Raw genomic sequence first — 16928 nt, 5'->3', positions numbered from 1 at the left:
GCTGCAAATCAGACGATTTCGGTGCGCTCGATGACGACGTCCTCGACGGGGACATCCTGATGAAAGCCGCTGGACCCGGTCTTGACCGAGCGGATCGCATTGACGACATCCATGCCTTCGGTAACCCGGCCGAACACGCAATAGCCCCAGCCCTGGGTGTCCGCCGAGCGGAAATCGAGGAAGTCGTTATCGGCGACGTTGATGAAAAACTGCGCCGTCGCCGAGTGCGGAGCCTGGGTGCGCGCCATCGCGACCGTGCCGGTGACGTTCTTCAGGCCGTTGTCGGCTTCGTTCTTGATCGGTTCGCGAGTCGGTTTCTGCACCATGCCGGGTTCGAAACCTCCACCCTGGATCATGAAACCCTTGATCACGCGATGAAAGATCGTGTTGTCGTAATGGCCGGCCCTGACGTAGGCGAGAAAATTCTCGACCGTTTCCGGAGCCTTCTCCGCATCCAGTTCGAGGGTGATCGTGCCGTGGTTGGTGTGAAGCTTGACTGCCATGGAAAGCTCCTGGTTGGGCTTGCTACTTGGTGGTGGATTTTGCCGGCGCCGCGTCCACGATGCGGACCGATTCGATCGTGACCGGCTGCTCGGGAACGTTCTGCATGCCATTCACGGTGTGCGTCGGAAGCCGGCCGATTTTCTGCACGACGTCGAACCCTTCGGTGACTTTGCCGAAAACCGCATACCCCCAGCCATCGCGGGACGGGTAGTCGAGAAAGCGGTTGTCGACGAGGTTGATGAAAAATTGCGCGCTCGCCGAATGAGGATCGGCAGTGCGGGCCATCGCGAGCGTGCCGGCTTCGTTGCGCAGGCCGTTCTTCGCTTCGTTCTCGATCGGGGCACGAGTAGGCTTCTGTCGCATCGCCGCGTCGAAGCCCCCGCCCTGAATCATGAATCCGTCGATGACGCGATGGAAAATCGTGCCGTTGAAGTGACCGCTCTTCACGTACTCGATGAAGTTCGCGACCGACTTGGGCGCCTTGTCGGCGAAAAGTTCGATCACCACCGGACCTTCGCTGGTCCGCATCTCGACAAGCGGGTTGGCTGCGCCGGCGGAAATGAACCAGCCGAACAGAAAGAGAGAGGCGAGCAGGCGCTTCATTGTCGGTTTTCCAGGAGTGAGGAATGGAGGAGGGGAGAAGAAATCTTGTCGGGCGAGGCCTTCGCAGTGATCGTCGAACGCTGCGCCGGGGCGTGCCGAAACCCGCACGGGTGAGTCGTGCAACGAAAGCGATTCGGATCGGCTCCGGCTCGGAACATGTCGTCGCTGTGCTAGAATCACCGCGACTTTCCGCGAAATCCGCGCGGATCGAAGCACATTCTATCAAAGAAAACTGCGCCGCATCGCAATCGAGTGATGGAGGCGAAACGGCTGGGGCGGACCGACGGGTACCGCCTTTTTTGTTGTATCGGTGGAGGTTGCCGATTCCATTCGCGAAGCAGCGAATCGGCTGACCAGAGCCCCGAGCAGGCGGAAGAAACATGCTGCACATTCACAATACGTTGACACGAAGAAAGGAAACCTTCGTTCCGATCGATTCGGGCAAGGTGCGGATGTACGTCTGCGGCATGACGGTCTACGACTATTGCCACCTCGGGCATGCGCGCGTGATGGTGATCTTCGACATGGTGGCGCGCTGGTTGCGCGCGAGCGGTTTCGAACTCACGTATGTGCGGAACATCACCGACATCGACGACAAGATCATCAGGCGGGCGGGCGAGAAAGGCGAATCGATCCGCACGCTGACGGACCGGTTCATCGCCGCGATGCACGAGGATGCGGATGCCCTCGGCGTGCTGCGGCCCGACCACGAGCCGCGCGCGACCGAATATGTGACGCAGATGCAGTCGCTGATCGGCCGCTTGCGGGACAAAGGGCTCGCCTATGTAGCCGGCAACCACGACGTGTGCTACTCGGTCCGCAAATTCGACCGCTATGGGCGGCTTTCCGGCAAGTCGCTCGACGAGCTGCGCGCCGGCGAGCGCGTCGAAGTCGCAGGCGACAAGCAGGACCCGCTCGATTTCGTGCTGTGGAAACACGCCCGCACCGACGAGCCCGACGAAGTGAAGTGGGCGTCCCCGTGGGGAGCGGGGCGCCCGGGCTGGCACATCGAGTGCTCGGCGATGAGTTCGGACCTGCTCGGCGAGCAGTTCGACATCCACGGCGGCGGCCAGGACCTGCAGTTTCCTCATCACGAGAACGAGATCGCGCAATCGGAGGGCGCGCACGGCCATACGTTCGTCAATTACTGGATGCACAACGGGTTCGTCCGCGTCGACGACGAAAAGATGTCGAAATCGCTCGGCAACTTCTTCACGATCCGCGACGTCCTCAAGCGCTTCGACCCCGAAGTCGTGCGTTTTTTCATCCTGCGCGCGCACTACCGCAGTCCGCTGAATTATTCCGACGCGCACCTCGAAGACGCTCGCCAGGCGCTGACCCGCCTCTACACTGCGTTGCGCAACGTCGAACCGTGCGATGCGGGGGTCGATTGGGACGAACCGCACGCGGTGCGATTCCGTGCTGCGATGGACGACGATTTCAACACGGCCGAGGCGGTGGCGGTGCTTTTCGAACTCGCGAACGAAGCGAACCGTACCGGATCCGCCGCGACCGCAGCGCAACTCAAGAGTCTGGGAGGCGTGCTCGGACTGCTCGCGCGCGCGCCGGCGAGCTTCCTCCAGCACAAGATCGCCGGCGCACCGGACGAGGACGGCGATATCGCGATCGAGACGATGATCGAGCGCCGCGCGCTGGCGAAGAAATCGAAGGACTATGCCGAGGCTGACCGGATCCGCGCCGAACTGCTCGCGTCGGGAATCGTCCTCGAGGACACGCCGCAAGGCACCGTCTGGCGCCGCGCCTGAACGGGCTGCCCGGAGACTCGCGAAGCGAGCCTGCGGGGCAGGTTAACGGTTGCGACGATGAGCCCGGCGCTCACGCGCCGAAGAAGTCCTTGACTTTGTCCATCCAGGATTTTGCCTTGGGGTTGTGGCGGTCCGCGTCCGAACTGGACACTTCCTCGAATTCGCGCAACAGCTCTTTCTGACGTTCGGTGAGATTGACCGGGGTCTCGACGACGACATGGCACATCAGGTCGCCGTGGCCCTGCGAGCGGACGTTGCGAATTCCCTTCCCGCGCAGCCGGAACACTTTGCCGCTCTGCGTCTCGGCGGGAATTTTCAGCCGCGCCATGCCTTCGAGCGTCGGGATTTCGATCTCGCCGCCGAGCGCGGCGGTCGTGATGCTGATCGGCATCTCGCAGTGCAGGTCGTCGTGGTCGCGCTGGAACACCGGGTGGGCGCGGATATGGATCTCGACATACAGGTCTCCCGGCGGCCCGCCGTTGACACCCGGTTCGCCGTGACCGGCATGGCGCAGGCGCATTCCTTCGTCGATTCCCGCCGGGATTTTCACTTCCAGCGTCTTCTGCCGCTTCACCCGGCCGGCGCCGCCGCAGTCGCGGCATGGGTCGGGAATGATCCGCCCCGTGCCGTGGCACTTCGGACAGGTCTGCTGGATCGAGAAGAAACCTTGCTGGATGCGCACCTGGCCGGCGCCGCCGCAGGTGGGGCAGGGCTTTGGCTGCGTGCCGGGTTTCGCGCCGCTGCCGTGGCAGGTTTCGCATTCCTCGACGGTCGGGATGCGGATTGTCTTGTCGGCGCCGCGGGCCGCTTCTTCGAGAGAGATTTCGAGGTTGTAGCGAAGATCGGCGCCGCGATACACGTTCGAGCGCCCGCGTCCGGCGCCGCCTGCGCCGCCGAAGATGTCGCCGAAGATGTCCGAGAACGCGTCGGCGAACCCATCGAAACCCTGCCCGCCCGGCCCGGCCCCGGCAGACGAATCCACGCCGGCATGGCCGTAGCGGTCGTAGGCGGCGCGCTTTTGCGCATCGGACAGGATCTCGTACGCGTTTTTGGCTTCCTTGAAGTGGTCCTCGGAGTCCTTGTTGTCCGGATTACGGTCCGGGTGATGCTTCATGGCCAGCTTGCGGTAGGCCTTCTTGATTTCGTCATCCGAGGCGTCGCGGTTGACACCCAGCACCTCGTAGTAATCCCGTTTTGCCATCTTGGTCCGCTCAGGCTGTGAGACCGGGAGGGTCTCCAGATCATGCAAAAGGCCGAGCCGGCCGGTGCGAGGGGCACCGGCAGGGGCTCGGCCGACATCTCGCCTTCCGGCGAGCGATTACTTCTTGTCTTTGACTTCGGTGAACTCGGCGTCGACGACGTCGGCATCCGCAGCCTTCGAGCCGCCCGCGGTGCCGCCGCCGCCGGCTGCCTCGCCCGTGGGACCGCTTTCGGCGCCCTGCGACTGCGCGTACATCTGCTCGCCGAGTTTCTGACTGGCCGTCGCCAAAGCCTGCATCCGGGCTTCGATCGTGTCCTTGTCGTTGCTCTTCAGCGCCTCTTCCGCGTCCTTGATCGCCTGTTCGATCTTTTCCTTCTCGTCGGCGCTGATCTTGTCGCCGTATTCGGTCAGCGATTTCTTCACCGAATGCACGAGTGCGTCGCACTGATTGCGCGTGTCGACCAGCTCGTGGGCTTTCTTGTCTTCCTCGGCGTGCGCCGCAGCGTCCTGCACCATGCGCTGGATCTCGTCCTCGGACAGGCCCGAGTTCGCCTGGATCTTGATCTTGTTCTCCTTGCCGGTCGCCTTGTCCTTCGCCGACACGTGCAGGATGCCGTTCGCGTCGATGTCGAACGTGACTTCGATCTGCGGCATGCCGCGCGGCGCCGGCGGGATGTCGGACAGGTTGAACTGGCCGAGGCTCTTGTTGCCGGAGGCCATTTCGCGCTCGCCCTGCAGCACGTGGATCGTCACCGCGTTCTGGTTGTCGTCCGCAGTCGAGAACACCTGGCTCGCCTTGGTCGGCACCGTGGTGTTCTTCTGGATCAGCTTCGTCATCACGCCGCCGAGCGTCTCGATGCCGAGCGACAGCGGCGTCACGTCGAGCAGCAGCACGTCCTTGACTTCGCCTTGCAGCACGCCGCCCTGGATCGCCGCGCCGACCGCGACCGCCTCGTCCGGGTTCACGTCGCGCCGCGCTTCCTTGCCGAAGAACTCCTTGACCTTCTCCTGCACTTTCGGCATCCGGGTCTGGCCGCCGACGAGGATCACGTCGTCGATGTCGGTGATCTTGAGGCCCGCGTCCTTGAGCGCGATGCGGCACGGCTCGATCGTGCGCTGGACGAGCTCCTCGACGAGGGACTCGAACTTCGCGCGCGTGATCTTCACCGCGAGGTGCTTCGGACCGGACGCGTCAGCCGTGATGTACGGCAGGTTCACTTCGGTCTGCTGGCCCGACGACAGCTCGATCTTCGCCTTCTCGGCCGCTTCCTTGAGGCGCTGCAGCGCGAGCACGTCCTTCTTCAGGTCGACGCCCTGTTCCTTCTTGAACTCGGTGACGATGTAGTCGATCAGGCGCTGGTCGAAGTCCTCGCCGCCGAGGAAGGTGTCGCCGTTCGTCGCGAGCACTTCGAACTGGTGTTCGCCGTCGATGTCCGCGATCTCGATGATCGAGATGTCGAACGTGCCGCCGCCGAGGTCATACACTGCGATCTTCGAGTCGCCCGGCTTCTTGTCCATGCCGAACGCGAGCGCCGCGGCGGTCGGCTCGTTGATGATGCGCTTGACTTCGAGGCCGGCGATGCGGCCGGCGTCCTTCGTCGCCTGGCGCTGGCTGTCGTTGAAGTACGCCGGGACAGTGATGACGGCTTCGGTGACTTCCTCGCCGAGGTAGTCCTCGGCGGTCTTCTTCATCTTGCGCAGCACTTCGGCGGAGACCTGCGGCGGCGCGATCTTCTTGCCGCGCACTTCGACCCACGCGTCACCGTTGTCGGCCTTGACGATGCTGTACGGCATCAGGTCGATGTCCTTCTGCACTTCCTTTTCTTCGAAGCGACGGCCGATCAGGCGCTTGACCGCGAACAGCGTGTTCTTCGCGTTCGTGACTGCCTGGCGCTTGGCCGGCGCGCCGGTCAGGATCTCGCCGTCTTCGGCGTACGCGACGACCGACGGCGTGGTGCGTGCGCCTTCGGAGTTTTCGATGACCTTCGGCTTGCCGCCTTCCATCACCGCGACACAGCTATTCGTCGTGCCGAGGTCGATACCGATGATTTTTCCCATTGCCGTTCCTTTTGAGTGAGGGGCGAAGGATGGGCGGAGGACGCCTGGCGTCGCTGCCGTAACCACACTTCACCGGATTTTCGTTGTTCAGTAGATCGGGGCGCCGCGCCGGATTTCAAGCATCCGTGGCGAGGCTCATGCGCCCTTGGCTTTCGAAACCATGACCATTGCCGGGCGGATCACGCGCCCGTGCAGCAAGTAGCCTTTCTGCAGCACGTTGAGGACCGTGTTCGGCTCGCCTTCGGCTTCGATCGCGCTGATCGCCTGGTGCTTGTTCGGATCGAACTTTTGCCCCGCCGGGTCTTCTTCGGCAAGGCCCGCGTTCTGGAACGCAGCGTTCAGCTGCTTGAGCGTCAGTTCGACACCTTCGCGCAGGCTCTCAAGAGTCTGCTTCTCGCTCGCGAGCGCGGCTTCGAGGCTGTCCTTGACCGGAAGCATGCCGGCAGCGAATTTCTCGGCGGCAAACTTCGACGCCTTGGCGATGTCTTCCTGCGCCCGACGGCGGACGTTCTCGGTTTCGGCGCGCGCGCGCAGCCACGCGTCGTGGTGTTCGGCGGCTTTCAGTTCGGCCTGGCGCAGGGTTTCCTCGAGGCGCGGCATCGTGTCCATTTCCGGCTGCGCCTGTTCATTCGTCGGCTGCGGCGGCACGGACTCGCCCTCGGAACGCTCGGGCAGTTCGCCCTGGATTTCGGAAGGCTGCTTGTTTTCCTGCATGGGTGGAATCTCCCTTTGTTCTTCGACCGTGCCCAATTGGGGGCATGATTCCATTTTTCAAGGGAGGTCGAGCGATTTTTCGAAGGTTGCCGGTTCGCCGGTGGGTGTGTCACGATTCGGTCCCTCTCGGCGTGAATGGCGGGGCAGGGCTTACTGCGGGCGGGAAGGCATGGAACGAGGATGAGCGAGATTCCGCACAGCATCGGAAAATACCGAGTCCTCGAGGAGGTCGGGCGTGGTGCGACTGCCACTGTTTACAAGGTGGAGTCCCCGGATGACCCTGAGCCGCTGGCCGTCAAGCTCGTCCGCTTCCAGGACAAGGCCAGGGACGAGGCGAAGTGGAACCGTCGCCTGCTCAAGCTGTTGAAGGCCGAGCAGGCGGTCGTCAGCCGGCTGGACCATCCGAACATCGTCCGCATCCATGAAGTCGTCACCGAGCCCGACCAGGCTTACGTGGTGATGGAGTATTTCCCCGGCGAGTCGCTCGAACGGTACTGCAGCTTCGAATGCCTGCTGCCGATTCATCGCACGATCGGCATCGTCTTCAAGTGCTGCATGGCGCTCGATCACGCCTACCGGCAAGGCGTTGTCCACCGCGACATCAAGCCGGCCAACATCCTTGTCGACGAGAACGACAACGTGAAGATCACCGACTTCGGCCTGGCGTTGAACATCAACAAGAAGGTCGAAACCGACTCGACGTTCATCATGGGCGTCGGTTCGCCCGCCTATATGAGCCCCGAGCAGATCAAGGGCTACCCGCTGAACCAGAAAACCGATCTGTATTCGCTCGGCGTCGTGCTGTTCCACTTACTGACGGGTCGCTTGCCGTTTCGGGCCGCCAATCCGGCACAGCTGATCTACAAGATCATCAATGCGGACCCGCCGCTGGTGTCGCAGCTGAACCCTGACATGCCGGAGTTGATGAATATGGTGCTGCGGAAGGCGCTGGAGAAGGATCTTTACTCGCGCTACCGCAACGGCGCCGAGTTTGCGAAGGATCTGTCCGCGGTGCGCTACAAGATCGTCGTCGACGAGGACGTGCCTCAGGACACGACGCGGTTCACGACGCTGCGCAAGCTCGCGTTCTTCACCGAGTTCGACGATGTGGAACTGTGGGAGGTGCTGCGCACTTCGACCTGGCGCAGCGTCGGGGCTCGGACGACGCTGATTCGCGAGCGCGACGCCGACCAGCGCTTCGGCGTAGTGATTGCCGGCGAGGTGGAGCTGTCCGTCGAAGGGCGCCGGGTGCAACGGCTCGGCCCGGGCGAGGTCTTCGGCGAGCTGGCGTGGCTCGATACGATCGACCACCGCCATCCGCTCACCGTGGTGGCGGTGGCGCCGACGACTTATATCGAGATCAACCCGGCCGCGCTGGCCCTGGCGACCGAAGAGGTCCTGGAACTTTTCCGCCGGCTGCTCGCGACGACGGTTGCGCGGCGACTCGCGGGGGTCGCGCGGGAAGTCGCCCGGCATTGCGAGCCGGCCGTTATTGGTGATCTGACCGCCACGGGCGGGCTCGACCTGCAGATCCTCGACGACTGAGTCGCGAAAAACGCGGCGCCGGCGAGACGGGGGCGATTATTGTCAATGATTCCGCCGCCGCCCGGCGACAATGCGGACCTGTCTGCCGTCGCGCCCGTTCAGCGCGACGCTTGCGAGCCAGGTGAGCAGGCTGTAAAGCAGCGCGGCCCAGAAGGCCGTCCAGAAGTCCGGGACGTATACGCCGCCGACCAGACTCGCGACTGCCCAGAACAGCAAGGCGTTGATCACCAGCGTGAACAGCCCGAGTGTCAGCAAGGTGATCGGCAGCGTGATGAAGATCAGGATTGGCCGGATCAGCGTATTGATCAGCGCGAGCAGCAACGCGGTGACGAGCGCGGCGGCATAGCTATCGACGCGCAGGTCGGTGATGACTTCCGGGAGCAGCATCAGCGCGATCGCGTTGAGCAGCCACTGCAAGGCGAGTCTGAAACGGGGATCCATTTAGCGCTCCGCTCCTGCGGCCCGTGCCCGTTGGGCTGTCGCCGCGAGGCGCTCCGCCGCTGGCGCCGGTTCTTCCAGCCAGTCGCCGATTCGGCTGCGGACGATGTCGGTCAGTGCGGCAATCCAGTCATGTCGCTCGTTGAGGCAGGGAATGTAATGAAAGGCCTTGCCGCCGGCACCGAGGAACGCCGTCCTGCATTCGAGGGCGATTTCCTCGAGGGTTTCGAGGCAGTCCGAAGCGAACCCCGGGCAGATCACGTCGACGCGCCCGGTCCCTTTGCGGCCGAGCGCTTCGAGGATCGGCTGGGTGTAGGGTTTCAGCCATTCCGCTTTGCCGAAGCGGGACTGGAACGTGAGCTGCCAGCGCTCGGGCGGCAGGTCGAGCTTCGCGGCGAGCAGGCGCGCGGTGACATGGCACTCGCAGTGGTAAGGATCACCCAGATCGAGCGAACGCTTCGGTATGCCGTGAAAGCTCATCACGAGCTGGTCGGGCTCGCCGTGCTTTGCCCAGTGGTCGCGTACGCTCTTCGCGAGCGCTCCGACGTAGCCGGGGTGATCGTGAAAGTTCCGCACATAGCGGATCTCGGGCAGGTTGCGCCAGCGGGTCAGGCAGCGCGCGACTTCGTCGATGACGCTCGCGGTGGTGCTCGCCGCATACTGCGGATACAGCGGCACGACGAGAATTCGGCTGCAGCGGTCGGCTTTCATGCGGCCGAGCACGTCGGATATCGAAGGTGCTCCGTAGCGCATCGCCCAGTCGACGACGAGGCCGGTGACTCCCGCGTGGCCGAGATAGCCGGCAACGAGTTTTGCCTGTCGTTCGGTGTGGACTTTGAGCGGGGAGCCGGCGTCGCTCCAGATGGCCGCATATTTCTCGGCCGATTTCTTCGGACGCAGGTTGAGAATGATCCCGTTCAGAATCGGCCACCAGATCACCCGCGGGATCTCGACGACGCGCGGGTCGGAGAGGAATTCCTTGAGATAAGGGCGAACCGCTGCGGCTGTCGGCGCCGCGGGGGTGCCGAGATTGACGAGCAGGACGCCGGTGCGCTCGGGGGTGCCGTGGGTGTGCTCGGGTTCGGGCCAGTAACGGGCCATGCAAGTCCTTTGGGGGGGCGCGCCGCAGCGTTCAGCCAGGGTTCGACAGCGCGTTCGACAGCAGGCGGGCCGTGATGTCGACGATCGGGATGACTCGATCGTAGGCCATGCGCGTCGGGCCGATGACGCCGACCGAGCCAACCACTTTGCCGTTGACTTCGTAGCCCGCGGTGACGACGCTGCAGCCGTCGAGTTGCGTGAGCCCGGATTCGTCGCCGATGAAGATCTGCACGCCCTGCGCGCGGTTCGACAGGTCGAGCAGCTGCATCAGGCCGGTCTTCTGCTCGAAGAGCTTGAACAGTTCGCGCAGGCGCGCCATGTTCGACGACAGGTCCTCGACGTCGAGCAGGTTGGTTTCGCCCGACAGCACGTAGCTCGCACTGTCCTCTTCGGCGGCCGCATTGCCGGCCTCGACGGCGGCGGTCATCAGTTCGCTCATGTCGCTGCGCAGCTGCTTGAGTTCGTCGCGGATGCGCGCGCGGATGTCGTCGAATCCGAGTCCGGCGAAGTGCTCGGTGAGATAGCTTGCCGCTTCGGCGAGTTCGGCGGGCGAATAGGCGCGGCGCGTGATCAGGATGCGGTTCTGCACGTCTCCGGCCGTGGTCACGATGATCAGCAGGATGCGGTTCTCGGCGAGGCTGATGAACTCGATCTGCCGGATCTTGACGGTATCGCGGCGCGGCGACACGACCACGCCGGCGAATTGGGTGAGTTCGGACAGCAGGTGCGACGCCGAATTCATCAGGCGCTGCGGCTGGTCGGGCTGCAGCTGGCCCTTGAGTTCGCGCACGCGCGCCTGTTCGAGCGGCTGCACGGTCAGCAGCGAATCGACGAAGAAACGGTAGCCCAGCGCAGTCGGGATGCGCCCGGACGACGTGTGCGGGCTGGTGATGAACCCCATCTCCTCGAGGTCGCTCATCACGTTGCGCACCGTCGCCGGCGACAGCTCGAGGCCGGAATAGCGTGAAAGCGCACGCGAGCCGACCGGCTGACCTTCGACGATGTATCGTTCGATCAGGGTCTTCAGCAAGATCTGTGAGCGGGGGTCTAGCAGCTTCATGGTCCGTTACGCACTGTTGCGGTGATTCTAACAGCCTGAGGACAAGCGCTGTCGTCTGCCAAGGCATTACGCGATGTGGTTTAATCCGCGCATGAGCAAGAACTTCCGCGTCGTTGCACTGATCGGCAAGTACCAGAGCCCCGACGTGGCGGAGGCGGTGCTGCGCATCGCCGAATTCCTGCGAGTGCGCGGACTTGACGTGTGGATCGAGCAGGGCACCGCAAGTTCCATTGGCATGGCCGGTCAGTTCGCCGTCGCGAGCTACGACGAGATCGGCGCCCAAGCGGACCTCGCGGTCGTGCTCGGCGGCGACGGCACGATGCTCAACACCGCGCGCCGGCTGTCCCAGCACGGTGTGCCGCTGGTCGGAATCAACCAGGGCAGGCTCGGTTTCCTCACCGACATCTCGCGCGACGAAGCGCTGCCGAAACTCGCCGAGATTCTCGACGGACGCTACACCGAGGAATCGCGCGCGATGCTCGACGCCGAAGTGTTGCGCGCGGGCCACCGCGTATTCCAGACGCTCGCGCTCAACGACGTCGTGATCAACAAGGGCGATCTGGGCCGGATGATCGAGTTCGATCTGTCGATCGACGGGGAATTTGTCTACACACAGCGCTCGGACGGGATGATCCTGACGACCCCGACGGGTTCGACGGCATACGCGTTGTCGGCGAACGGGCCGATCCTCCATCCGAACGTCGGCGGGATCGCCCTGGTGCCGCTGTGCCCTCACGCGCTCACCGCGCGTCCGGTCACGTTGCCGGACACTTCCCATATCGAGATCGTGCTGTTGCCCCAGCATGATGCGCGGGTGCATTTCGATGGCCAGGCCCGCTTCGACGCCCGTGCAGGCGACCGGCTGCGGGTCACCCGGTCGCCCGATGTCGTCCGCCTGCTGCATCCGCAGGGCTACAGCTATTTCGCGATGCTGCGCGAGAAGCTCCACTGGAGCGCGACGCCGCGTCGTCCCTGACCGACTTACCACGAACCTTTTCCAACCCTGCACCGCTCATGCTCCGTCGCCTGACCATTCGGGATTTCGTGATCGTCGACCGCCTCGAGCTCGAGTTCGACGCGGGGTTCGGCGCGCTGACCGGGGAAACCGGGGCGGGCAAGTCGATCCTGCTCGATGCGCTCGGCCTTGCCCTGGGCGGGCGTGCCGATGCGGCCGCAGTGCGCACGGGATGCGGCAAGGCGGATATCGCGGCCGAGTTCGACCTGCCGCCGTCGAGCCCGCTCGGCGACTGGCTCGCGGAGCAGGATCTGGCGGCCGATGACGCAGTGGTGATCCTGCGGCGGGTGGTCGAGGCCGGCGGGCGCTCGCGGGCATGGCTCAACGGCGTGCCGGTCACGCAAGGGCAGTTGCGTGAAGCCGGTGACTGGCTGGCCGACATTCACGGCCAGCACGCCCATCACGCGCTGCTCAAACCCGACGCGCAGCGCGCGCTGCTCGACATGCACGCGGGAGCTGCGCCGCTCGCCGCGGAAGTCAGCGCTCGTTTTCACGCGTGGCAGCGTCTCGTCGAACTGCGCCGCGCGGCGGACCACGATTCGGCGGCGTCCGAGCGTGAGCGGGAACTCCTCGCGTGGCAGATACGCGAACTCGACGAGCTCGCGTTCAACGCCGAGGAGTGGGACCGGATCAATGTCGAACACGCACGTCTTGCCCACGCGGCGGGGCTGATCGAGGGTGCGGACGAAGTGCTCGCGACGCTTGGCGAAGGCGATCTCGCGGTCGCTTCGCAGCTGCGCCACGTCAGCGTCCGGGTCGACGGGATGGCCGAGATCGATTCCGAGCTCGCCGATGTCCGTGACCTCGTCGCCGGCGCGGCGATTCAGGCCGACGAGGCGCTGCACGCGCTGCGGCGCTACCGCGAGCGGCTCGACCTCGATCCTCAGCGTCTTGCCGAGATCGAGCGGCGCATCGAGAACGTCATGACGCTGGCGCGCAAGCACCGCGTGGCCCCCGACGAGTTGCCGGACCTTCGCGCCGACTGGGCGCGAAAGCTCGACGATCTCGTCTCGCGCGCGGATCCGGTCCGCCTTGCCGAAGAGGAAAAGCGCCTCCACGGCGAATACGATGCAGCGGCACGGCGTCTTTCCGCGGCACGTGTGCCGGCAGCCGAAGCGTTGTCGCGCGGCATCAGCGACGCGATGCAGACGCTGGCGATGGCGGGCGGAAAGTTCGAAGTGGCGCTCGACGCCTGTGCGTCACCGATGGCCTACGGCCTCGAGTCGGTCGAATTTCGCGTCGCCGCGAATCCGAACCAGTCGCTGCGCCCGCTCGCGAAAGTTGCGTCGGGGGGCGAGCTGTCGCGCATCGGACTCGCAATCCAGGTCATCACCAGCCGCGACTCGGCAACGCCGACGCTGATATTCGACGAAGTCGATGTCGGGATCGGCGGGCGGGTCGCCGAGATCGTCGGCCAGTTGCTGCACCGGCTCGGGCAGGAGCGCCAGGTGCTGTGCGTGACGCATCTGCCGCAAGTGGCCGCGTGCGCCGACTGGCAATGGAGTATTGCCAAGGCGCGACGCGGCCCGGAAGTGCTGAGCACGGTGTGTGTGCTCGACAGGGAAGCGCGAGTCGAGGAGATTGCCCGCATGCTCGGCGGCGTGAACATCACCGAGACGACCCGCCGTCACGCCGCGGAAATGCTCGGGACGGACTCGTCCGGACGTTGATCGCAAGGTCCGCCTGCCGCGACCGCAAAAACGGTCGGGAAAGGGATCTTGCTGCTCAGTCTTCCTCTTCCAGCTTGCGGTTCGGGCAGTCCTTTCTCAGGCAGTCCGCGTACAGATAAAGCGCGTGTTCGCGGACGATGAAACCGCGCTCTTCGGCGATCCTGTTTTGCCGTCGCTCGATTTCCGCATCGAAAAACTCTTCCACCTTGCCGCACTGCACGCACACGAGGTGATCGTGGTGGCCGCCTTTCTTGAGTTCGAACACTGCCTTGCCCGACTCGAAATAGTGCCGTTCGAGCAGTCCCGCCTGCTCGAACTGGGTGAGCACGCGGTAAACCGTCGCCAGCCCGATATCCATTCCCTCCGCAATCAGGAGACGGTAGACGTCTTCGGCGGTCAGGTGGCGCAGATCGGATGTCTGGAACAGATCAAGGATCTTCAGGCGCGGATAAGTGGCCTTGAGGCCGATGTTTTTCAGGTTTTCCGAATTTTCTGACATGGTCGCCCCGCTGGCTGGCCCCGGAGCCAAGAAGTCATGGCTGGTGCCCGCATATGATATATTTTTTCGCCTTTGCCTGAACGATACGCCGTCTGGCACCACCGACCAAGAACTCCATCCATGCGCTTCGTGACTCTCCTGGCGGCTGTTGCCGCCGTCGGCCTGTTGGCCGGTTGTTCCATCAGTCCGCTCACCAACCAGATCACTCCCTATCGTATCGACGTGCGGCAGGGCAACTACGTGGATCAGGAAATGGTGGCCAAGCTGAAAAAGGGCATGACGCGCGAGCAGGTGCGGTTCGCGCTCGGCACGCCGCTGATCGTCGACGTGTTCCATCCCGATCGCTGGGACTACGTTTACCGCTTCCAGCCCGGCAGAGGCGAGCCGCAGCAGCGCACGCTGAGCGTTTTTTTCGTCAGCGACCGCCTCGATCACGTCGAAGGGGACATCGAGTCCGGCGATGCGCAAGCTGCAACGGCGGCGCCCCAGGCCGAGCGCAGCCGCGTCGTCGAGATCGCGCCGGCCGTCGAGGATTGAACCGGGTGGCCGGGAAGCGGCCGCGCATCGCGCGAGGCTTCCGATCCTATCGAGCAAGAGGAATTCATTGATGTCGCCATTGCGCATTGCCATAGCGGGTGCGTCCGGCCGGATGGGCCGGATGCTGATCGAGGCCACGCTGCAGGATGAGGAAGCCGCGCTCGCTTCGGCCTTCGACCGTCCCGGCGCGACCTTCATCGGACGCGACGCGGGCGAACTGTCCGGAAGCGCGACCGGGGTTCTCATCACCGACGATCCGCGCGCCGCGGTCGCGGCGGCCGATTGCGTCATCGATTTCACGCGCCCGGAAGGCACCCTCGCGCACCTTGCGATCGCGCGCGAACTGGGCAAGGCGATGGTCATCGGCACGACGGGCTTCTCGACGACCGAGAAGGAAGCGATCGCCGCTGCAGCACTAACCATTCCGATCGTGTTCGCGCCGAACATGGCAGTCGGCGTGAACGCGGTGTTCAAGCTGCTCGAAGTGGCTGCCCGCATTCTCGACGACGGCTACGACGTCGAAGTGATCGAGGCGCATCACCGCTTCAAGGTCGATGCCCCGTCGGGGACCGCCCTGCGCATGGGCGAAGTGGTCGCACGCGAACTGGGGCGCGATCTGGAAACCTGCGCGATTTACGGGCGCGAAGGGGTGACCGGGGAGCGCAAGGCCGAGACGATCGGTTTTTCGACGATCCGCGGCGGCGACATCGTCGGCGATCACACGGTTCTGTTTGCCGGTATCGGCGAGCGTATCGAGATCAGCCACAAGTCCGGCAGCCGCATGCCGTATGCGTCCGGCTCGCTGCGCGCGGCGCGTTTCCTCGCGGGGCGTTCGAGTGGCCTGTTCGACATGCAGGACGTGCTCGGCCTGCGCTGATTCGGCCACGGCTGCGCGGGGCGCGATTGCCTCGGCAGGCGTGCAACGCTATAATCAGCGGCTTCTTGAAAGCGGGATTGGCCAGTCGGCTCGTCCCGTTTTTTTCACGTTCGGGGTGGCTCGATGGCTTTTCCCGTGTCTTTTCGGCTGAACTCAGGAGTTTGTCGTGACTGCTTCCCCGCCCGCCCTACTAGCGCTTGCCGACGGGACGGTATTTTTTGGCAAGGGAATCGGTGCGGCTGGCAGCACGGTCGGTGAGGTGGTGTTCAACACCTCGATGTCCGGTTATCAGGAAATCCTCACCGACCCGAGCTACTGTCGCCAGATCGTAACGCTGACTTATCCCCACATCGGCAACACCGGCATCAATCGGGAAGACGTCGAAGCGGGACGTGTTCATGCCGCAGGTCTGGTGATCCGCGACCTGCCGATACTGCCGTCGAACTTCCGCATGGACCAGCCTCTCGATGCCTATCTCAAGGCCGAGAACGTCGTCGCGATTGCGGGGCTCGACACCCGCAAACTGACCCGCGTGTTGCGTGAAAAAGGCGCGCAAGGCGGCTGCATCGTCACTGCCGCCGACGGTGCCACGTTGAACCCCGAGGCTGCGATCGCCGAAGCGCGCGCGTTCCCCGGGCTTGCCGGCATGGACTTGGCCCAGGCGGTCTGCGTCGAAAGCCCGTATCAATGGACCGAGGGCGAGTGGGCGCTCGGCAGCGGCTACGGCGAGCGGCGAGACGGGCGCTTCCACGTCGTCGCGTACGATTACGGCGTCAAGCGCAACATCCTGCGGATGCTCGCGAGCCGGGGCTGCAGGCTCACTGTCGTGCCGGCGCAGACCCCCGCTGCGGAAGTCTTCGCGCTCAATCCGGATGGCGTTTTTCTGTCGAACGGTCCGGGCGACCCGGGCGCCTGCGACTATGCGATTGCGGCAGTGCGCAAGTTCCTCGAGCGCGGCATCCCGACGTTCGGCATCTGCCTCGGCCACCAGTTGATGGCGCTCGCGGCCGGCGCCAGGACGGTCAAGATGAAGTTCGGCCACCATGGTGCGAACCATCCGGTCAAGGATCTCGAATCCGGGCAGGTCCTGATCACGAGCCAGAACCATGGCTTCGCGGTCGATCCCGATACGCTTCCGGCGAATGTGCGCGCGACGCACGTGTCGCTGTTCGACGGCAGCCTGCAGGGGCTCGCGTGGAACGACGTGCCGGCGTTCTGCTTTCAGGGCCATCCCGAAGCGAGTCCGGGCCCGCATGACGTCTCTTACCTGTTCGACCGTTTCATCAGGATGCTCGAGACGCGCGTCAAGTAATTCGCCAGCGGCAGCCGGAGCTGCCGCT

The 16928-nt window shown here is 64.3% G+C and carries 16 protein-coding genes; 7 read left to right on the top strand and 9 right to left on the bottom strand.

All coding sequences use genetic code 11. From position 1 onward, the window contains the following. Positions 1 to 8 precede the first annotated feature (8 nt). Both PA01_17080 and PA01_17075 read right to left on the bottom strand, forming a co-directional pair. Entirely contained in the window at positions 9 to 503 is a 495-nt protein-coding gene (locus tag PA01_17080; protein ID KON80127.1) for a peptidylprolyl isomerase, read from the bottom strand. Between the two features lie 22 nt (positions 504 to 525). Then, complete coding sequence (locus PA01_17075; protein ID KON80126.1) at positions 526 to 1107, bottom strand: peptidylprolyl isomerase; 582 nt, start codon at positions 1105 to 1107, stop codon at positions 526 to 528. A gap of 380 nt (positions 1108 to 1487) precedes the next feature. On the opposite strand from PA01_17075, the gene cysS reads away from it, so the two are divergent. Beyond that, positions 1488 to 2873 (top strand): cysteine--tRNA ligase, encoded by a 1386-nt coding sequence (gene cysS / locus PA01_17070; protein ID KON80125.1) that lies wholly within the window; start codon positions 1488 to 1490, stop codon positions 2871 to 2873. Between the two features lie 70 nt (positions 2874 to 2943). Here the strand turns inward: cysS and dnaJ are convergent, their stop codons facing one another. The 3 genes from dnaJ to grpE form a co-directional block, all read right to left on the bottom strand. Beyond that, complete coding sequence (gene dnaJ, locus PA01_17065; protein KON80124.1) at positions 2944 to 4074, bottom strand: molecular chaperone DnaJ; 1131 nt, start codon at positions 4072 to 4074, stop codon at positions 2944 to 2946. Positions 4075 to 4191: 117 nt separating this feature from the next. Next, positions 4192 to 6132 (bottom strand): molecular chaperone DnaK, encoded by a 1941-nt coding sequence (gene dnaK, locus PA01_17060; GenBank protein ID KON80123.1) that lies wholly within the window; start codon positions 6130 to 6132, stop codon positions 4192 to 4194. Between the two features lie 135 nt (positions 6133 to 6267). After that, positions 6268 to 6846, bottom strand: a complete 579-nt coding sequence (gene grpE / locus PA01_17055) for a nucleotide exchange factor GrpE (protein ID KON80416.2) — start codon at positions 6844 to 6846, stop codon at positions 6268 to 6270. A 180-nt stretch (positions 6847 to 7026) separates the two neighbouring features. Between grpE and PA01_17050 the strand changes: the two genes are divergently transcribed. Next, a complete protein-coding gene (locus PA01_17050; protein KON80122.1) occupies positions 7027 to 8391 on the top strand; it encodes a serine/threonine-protein kinase in 1365 nt (454 codons plus the stop codon). Positions 8392 to 8433: 42 nt separating this feature from the next. Here the strand turns inward: PA01_17050 and PA01_17045 are convergent, their stop codons facing one another. The 3 genes from PA01_17045 to hrcA are packed head-to-tail and all read right to left on the bottom strand — an operon-like array spanning position 8434 to position 10990. Continuing rightward, the gene (locus tag PA01_17045) at positions 8434 to 8832 is read right to left on the bottom strand and encodes a phage holin family protein (protein KON80121.1); all 399 of its coding nucleotides are present in this window, start codon (positions 8830 to 8832) and stop codon (positions 8434 to 8436) included. Further along, a complete protein-coding gene (hemH, locus tag PA01_17040) occupies positions 8833 to 9930 on the bottom strand; it encodes a ferrochelatase (GenBank protein KON80120.1) in 1098 nt (365 codons plus the stop codon). It abuts the gene before it with no gap. A gap of 31 nt (positions 9931 to 9961) precedes the next feature. After that, positions 9962 to 10990, bottom strand: coding sequence for a heat-inducible transcriptional repressor HrcA (gene hrcA / locus PA01_17035; GenBank protein ID KON80119.1), 1029 nt, complete (start codon positions 10988 to 10990; stop codon positions 9962 to 9964). Between the two features lie 91 nt (positions 10991 to 11081). Here hrcA and PA01_17030 point away from each other — a divergent pair, with 91 nt between their 5' ends. Then, positions 11082 to 11966 carry an NAD kinase gene (locus tag PA01_17030; protein ID KON80415.1) on the top strand — a complete coding sequence of 295 codons (885 nt, stop codon included), beginning with the start codon at positions 11082 to 11084 and terminating at the stop codon, positions 11964 to 11966. Between the two features lie 38 nt (positions 11967 to 12004). Further along, positions 12005 to 13675 (top strand): DNA repair protein RecN, encoded by a 1671-nt coding sequence (gene recN, locus PA01_17025; protein ID KON80118.1) that lies wholly within the window; start codon positions 12005 to 12007, stop codon positions 13673 to 13675. 55 nt (positions 13676 to 13730) lie between these two features. Here the strand turns inward: recN and fur are convergent, their stop codons facing one another. Continuing rightward, positions 13731 to 14174, bottom strand: a complete 444-nt coding sequence (gene fur, locus PA01_17020; GenBank protein KON80117.1) for a ferric iron uptake transcriptional regulator — start codon at positions 14172 to 14174, stop codon at positions 13731 to 13733. A 120-nt stretch (positions 14175 to 14294) separates the two neighbouring features. Between fur and PA01_17015 the strand changes: the two genes are divergently transcribed. The 3 genes from PA01_17015 (at position 14295) to carA (ending at position 16900) form a co-directional block, all read left to right on the top strand. Then, a complete protein-coding gene (locus PA01_17015; protein ID KON80116.1) occupies positions 14295 to 14711 on the top strand; it encodes an outer membrane protein assembly factor BamE in 417 nt (138 codons plus the stop codon). Between the two features lie 70 nt (positions 14712 to 14781). Further along, positions 14782 to 15588, top strand: a complete 807-nt coding sequence (dapB, locus tag PA01_17010) for a 4-hydroxy-tetrahydrodipicolinate reductase (GenBank protein KON80115.1) — start codon at positions 14782 to 14784, stop codon at positions 15586 to 15588. Positions 15589 to 15754: 166 nt separating this feature from the next. Next, positions 15755 to 16900, top strand: a complete 1146-nt coding sequence (carA, locus tag PA01_17005; protein KON80114.1) for a glutamine-hydrolyzing carbamoyl-phosphate synthase small subunit — start codon at positions 15755 to 15757, stop codon at positions 16898 to 16900. The last annotated feature ends 28 nt before the right edge of the window (positions 16901 to 16928 follow it).

The organism is Azoarcus sp. PA01, from assembly GCA_001274695.2.
In the GTDB taxonomy this organism is placed as follows: domain Bacteria; phylum Pseudomonadota; class Gammaproteobacteria; order Burkholderiales; family Rhodocyclaceae; genus Aromatoleum.
The sequence above is the reverse complement of the archived record's forward strand: the minus strand, read 5'-3'. Positions and strand labels throughout refer to the sequence as shown.

Excerpts from the sequence above, each read along its gene's own strand:
- hrcA (KON80119.1), bottom strand. The coding sequence starts at position 10,990 with ATGAAGCTGCTAGACCCCCGCTCACAGATCTTGCTGAAGACCCTGATC.
- PA01_17050 (KON80122.1), top strand. The coding sequence starts at position 7,027 with ATGAGCGAGATTCCGCACAGCATCGGAAAATACCGAGTCCTCGAGGAG.
- PA01_17075 (KON80126.1), bottom strand. The coding sequence starts at position 1,107 with ATGAAGCGCCTGCTCGCCTCTCTCTTTCTGTTCGGCTGGTTCATTTCC.
- dnaJ (KON80124.1), bottom strand. The coding sequence starts at position 4,074 with ATGGCAAAACGGGATTACTACGAGGTGCTGGGTGTCAACCGCGACGCC.
- PA01_17030 (KON80415.1), top strand. The coding sequence starts at position 11,082 with ATGAGCAAGAACTTCCGCGTCGTTGCACTGATCGGCAAGTACCAGAGC.
- grpE (KON80416.2), bottom strand. The coding sequence starts at position 6,846 with ATGCAGGAAAACAAGCAGCCTTCCGAAATCCAGGGCGAACTGCCCGAG.
- PA01_17015 (KON80116.1), top strand. The coding sequence starts at position 14,295 with ATGCGCTTCGTGACTCTCCTGGCGGCTGTTGCCGCCGTCGGCCTGTTG.
- PA01_17045 (KON80121.1), bottom strand. The coding sequence starts at position 8,832 with ATGGATCCCCGTTTCAGACTCGCCTTGCAGTGGCTGCTCAACGCGATC.
- dnaK (KON80123.1), bottom strand. The coding sequence starts at position 6,132 with ATGGGAAAAATCATCGGTATCGACCTCGGCACGACGAATAGCTGTGTC.
- recN (KON80118.1), top strand. The coding sequence starts at position 12,005 with ATGCTCCGTCGCCTGACCATTCGGGATTTCGTGATCGTCGACCGCCTC.
- fur (KON80117.1), bottom strand. The coding sequence starts at position 14,174 with ATGTCAGAAAATTCGGAAAACCTGAAAAACATCGGCCTCAAGGCCACT.
- hemH (KON80120.1), bottom strand. The coding sequence starts at position 9,930 with ATGGCCCGTTACTGGCCCGAACCCGAGCACACCCACGGCACCCCCGAG.
- cysS (KON80125.1), top strand. The coding sequence starts at position 1,488 with ATGCTGCACATTCACAATACGTTGACACGAAGAAAGGAAACCTTCGTT.
- dapB (KON80115.1), top strand. The coding sequence starts at position 14,782 with ATGTCGCCATTGCGCATTGCCATAGCGGGTGCGTCCGGCCGGATGGGC.
- PA01_17080 (KON80127.1), bottom strand. The coding sequence starts at position 503 with ATGGCAGTCAAGCTTCACACCAACCACGGCACGATCACCCTCGAACTG.